This window comes from Mycobacterium sp. (genome assembly GCF_032159775.1).
Taxonomy (GTDB): Bacteria; Actinomycetota; Actinomycetes; order Mycobacteriales; family Mycobacteriaceae; genus Mycobacterium.
In genome coordinates this window covers 1-3,363 of sequence record NZ_JAVHWK010000011.1, presented here as the reverse complement: position 1 = coordinate 3,363, position 3,363 = coordinate 1, and the positions used below count along the sequence as shown (strand labels likewise).

Below are 3,363 nucleotides of genomic sequence, written 5' to 3'. Positions count from 1 at the left end.
CCCGGTGGGCACATCAATGGCCGCCACACCGTCTCGCCGTGCGACACTGCACTGGCTGAATGGGAGGGACTTCTATGACGGGCTGTACGACGGCAAGACTTTTTGCCGCTCTGAAATTGGCGATGGCGGCGACCATTCTGAGCTCTTCGCTGGTGTTGAGCGCGGGGCCGGCGCTGGCGGATCCGGACCCAGGTTCAGGCTTAGGGGTTCCGGGACAGGATCCAACACCGTTTACCGGCACGGCGCCATTCGGGCCGCCGAAATTCGTACCCGCGAACGGCTCGACGGTGGGCGTGGGCCAGCCGATCATCGTCAACTTCCCCGGCCTGGTTGAAGATTCCGGCGCGGCCGAGAGCGCAATTCACGTCTCGTCGGTCCCTCCGGTTCCCGGCAAGTTCTATTGGATGACTCCGACGCAGCTGCGCTGGCGCCCGCTGAACTTCTGGCCCGCCCACACCGCCGTAACCGTCGATGCCGGCGGCACAGTGTGGAGCTTCCGCACGGGAGACACGCTGGTGGCCACCGCGGACGACGCCACGCACCAAGTGACCGTCACCCGCAACGGGTCCGTGGAGAAGACCATCCCGATGTCGATGGGTATGGCAGCCGGCGGCCACCAGACCCCGAACGGCACCTACTACGTCCAGGAGAAGATGCCCTCGGTGGTGATGGATTCCTCAACGTACGGAGTGCCGGTCAACTCGACGTACGGGTACAAAACGACGGTCGAGTTGGCCGTGCGCTTCGACGACAGTGGTGACTTCGTCCACAGCGCGCCATGGTCAGTGGGTGACCAGGGCAAGCGCGACGTCAGCCACGGGTGCATCAACATCAGCCCCACCAACGCGAAATGGTTCTTCGACAACTTCGGCGCCGGTGATCCGATCGTTGTGAAGAACTCCAGCGGCGGTACATACTCCAGGCACGACGGCTCTAACGATTGGCAGCTTTAGCCTTCGGGCGTTGCTGCCGCGGGATCATCGAGCGCCCACACCCGCGCACATGCAGCTCAGGCCGCTGGTTTTTGGAAACGCGATGCTGGCGTGCCCCCTGCTATGGCAGCATTGACCCCAGGGTCGGGATGTGGCGACGCTATGGGGAAATAATGAACGTCACGAGGTCGATTTACACTAGCTGTGGGCGTCGGCTGCAGGGTATCGACAGCCCACGCCGCATCGCTCAATTCCTTGCCGCCGTGGTGGCGAGCGCGGCGGCGCTGCTGGGGTCGCCGAGTCCGTTCGCGGTCGCTGAGCCGTGCCCCGACGTTGACGTGGTTTTCGCCCGCGGTACCTACGAGCCACCAGGTGTCGGCGGTGTGGGACAGGCGTTTGTCGACTCGGTGCGCGCGCAAGCCGGTAATCGGTCGGTCGCGGTATATGGGGTCGACTACGCCGCCAGCGGTGACTTTCCTGCCCCCGGAGACTTTCAGGGGGGATTGCCGTTCCTCAGTACCGTCATGAATGGGATTTATGACGCGAGAGATCATGTCGTCGCGATGGCGGCAAACTGCCCGAGGACCAGGATTGTGCTCGGCGGATACTCCCAAGGTGCGGCGCTGGCGGGATTCGTCACCTCGGCTGCCATTCCGAAGGAAGTGCCTGCCGACTACGTACAGTACGTTCCGAAACCGATGGCGCCCGAGGTTGCTGACCACGTCGCCGCGGTTGCCCTGTTCGGGAAGCCTTCGGATCAGTTCCTGGGCGCTTATGGCGTGCCGCCTATCAAGATCGGCCCGCTTTACCAGCCCAAGACCATCGAGTTATGCGCACCCGGTGACGACATCTGCTCCGGGGCCCCCGGGGGGCAACCCGGAATTGCGCACCTTCTGTATGGGACGAACGGGATGACCAACGAGGCCGCAGCCTTCGTCACGAGTCGTCTTTAGCAAGGTCCCCGCGAAGGGCTCGGCGTATGCACGACGTCGGTTCGGACACGGCAACCGCCCTGATGAGCACTCCGAGCCGGGCGGCCGAAGACGTGATACTCCACCCTAGATAGTTGGATAACTCTTACAGGTGTTGGCGATGTCGATGACGAGTCCGGTGTACTGCGTCAACTGGGGCGCCTGCTGAATCAATTGGGAACGCTGCTGGACTGGCGTGTCGAGAAACGCATGCAGCCAGGTCTGCGTCATCGGTGAATCGGCGAATTCCTTGCCATGGTCTGGCGAGAGCGCGATCAGCGCCGCCTCCGCTTGCGAATAAGTGCACGTCGTGTTGATGAATGGACCCAGGTCGGGTTCGGCAAATGCGACCCCAGCCCCGGTGCTCAACGCCAAGGCGCAAAACAGGACACTCAACCTTGCCGACGTATGCGTGACCATCTCAAACCCTCCTAACATGCATTCACCGCCAAACTCTGCGGCGACGTCCACCCCCCAAGCGTCGTCGTAGCTGAAGACGCTAGCAGCCAGCGCGTGCGCCAGGAAGATGTCAGCGCTGGGCATGATTAGGGCTAATCAGCCTCACCCGACACTCGGAGCTTTGGAGCCCGCGGGATTCGTCTCTCGCACATAGGCGAGCCCGCTACCAGCACAGTTCCGAACCCATGTTCGGCCACGTACAAAGCTCCAAACTAGCTACGCGGGTTCGATTCCCGTCGCCCGCTCCATTTGAGGGTCGCCTTGGCGCGTTTTAAGGCACAGCCCAAAGACTTTTAAGGCGCCAAAAGCTGCGGCCAGGCTAAGGGCTGGCGCCGCTCGAGTTCGCACTCGCTGACGCCAACCTCAGCCCGGCCGCAACCAGTAGTGAGTTGTCGGGCAGACGGTATTGGTCGCCCGTGGATCGCCGACTACGCGGGAGTCAAGGTGGCGGGAGAAGTGATCACGTTGTTGATGCAATGGTTCGTGTTCACTTCTGTTCCTTGGAGCGTCACTGGGTCGAGGGAAGTCGTCACCGTGACGTCCGGCTGGCCGGGATTGCAGTTCATCAAGGTCATATCCTTCGACATTTCCCATCGGCCGTTGACCAACTTCAGCTGACCACCGCCGTTGGGGATGTCTGGGACGGTCACGTTGGCGCAACCCGCGCCGCAGGAGGTGACGACCCACTGTTTGGTCTCGACCTCAGGGTTCTTCATCTGGAACCCAGTGGTCGTGGCCTGCGTCTCGTCGACGGTCAAGGTGTAGGTCCCGTTCAGTTCGGGATCGGCCGATGCCGTTCCTGTCGTACCGACGGCGATACATGCGACTGCGGCGGCGGCTGCGGACGCAGCGCCAACGATTTTCTTCATGGTTGTCCCCTCCGTTTACTTTGTCCCCGACTGAGTAAAAAGTACCCAGTTAGCTGGATTTTGTACGGCGGTTTTTTAAATTCAATAAAACTACGTCGATGGGATACGCAGACTCGGCCCATTGGCCGCGCT

At 61.9% G+C, this 3,363-nt stretch carries 4 protein-coding genes; 2 read left to right on the top strand and 2 right to left on the bottom strand.

All coding sequences use genetic code 11. The annotated features are described in order from the left end of the window. Positions 1-74: 74 nt before the first annotated feature. Positions 75-953, top strand: coding sequence for a L,D-transpeptidase (locus QOJ24_RS01150; protein WP_526258277.1), 879 nt, complete (start codon positions 75-77; stop codon positions 951-953). A 152-nt stretch (positions 954-1,105) separates the two neighbouring features. Then, on the top strand, positions 1,106-1,885 hold the full coding sequence (locus tag QOJ24_RS01145) for a cutinase family protein (protein ID WP_526258275.1): 780 nt from the start codon (positions 1,106-1,108) through the stop codon (positions 1,883-1,885). 105 nt (positions 1,886-1,990) lie between these two features. On the opposite strand, the gene QOJ24_RS01140 is transcribed toward QOJ24_RS01145, so the two are convergent. Both QOJ24_RS01140 and QOJ24_RS01135 read right to left on the bottom strand, forming a co-directional pair. Then, positions 1,991-2,446, bottom strand: a complete 456-nt coding sequence (locus QOJ24_RS01140; protein WP_526258273.1) for a hemophore-related protein — start codon at positions 2,444-2,446, stop codon at positions 1,991-1,993. A gap of 344 nt (positions 2,447-2,790) precedes the next feature. Next, on the bottom strand, positions 2,791-3,231 hold the full coding sequence (locus QOJ24_RS01135; protein WP_526258272.1) for a hypothetical protein: 441 nt from the start codon (positions 3,229-3,231) through the stop codon (positions 2,791-2,793). Between the last annotated feature and the right edge of the window lie 132 nt (positions 3,232-3,363).

Excerpts from the sequence above, each read along its gene's own strand:
- QOJ24_RS01150 (WP_526258277.1), top strand. The coding sequence starts at position 75 with ATGACGGGCTGTACGACGGCAAGACTTTTTGCCGCTCTGAAATTGGCG.
- QOJ24_RS01145 (WP_526258275.1), top strand. The coding sequence starts at position 1,106 with ATGAACGTCACGAGGTCGATTTACACTAGCTGTGGGCGTCGGCTGCAG.
- QOJ24_RS01140 (WP_526258273.1), bottom strand. The coding sequence starts at position 2,446 with ATGCCCAGCGCTGACATCTTCCTGGCGCACGCGCTGGCTGCTAGCGTC.
- QOJ24_RS01135 (WP_526258272.1), bottom strand. The coding sequence starts at position 3,231 with ATGAAGAAAATCGTTGGCGCTGCGTCCGCAGCCGCCGCCGCAGTCGCA.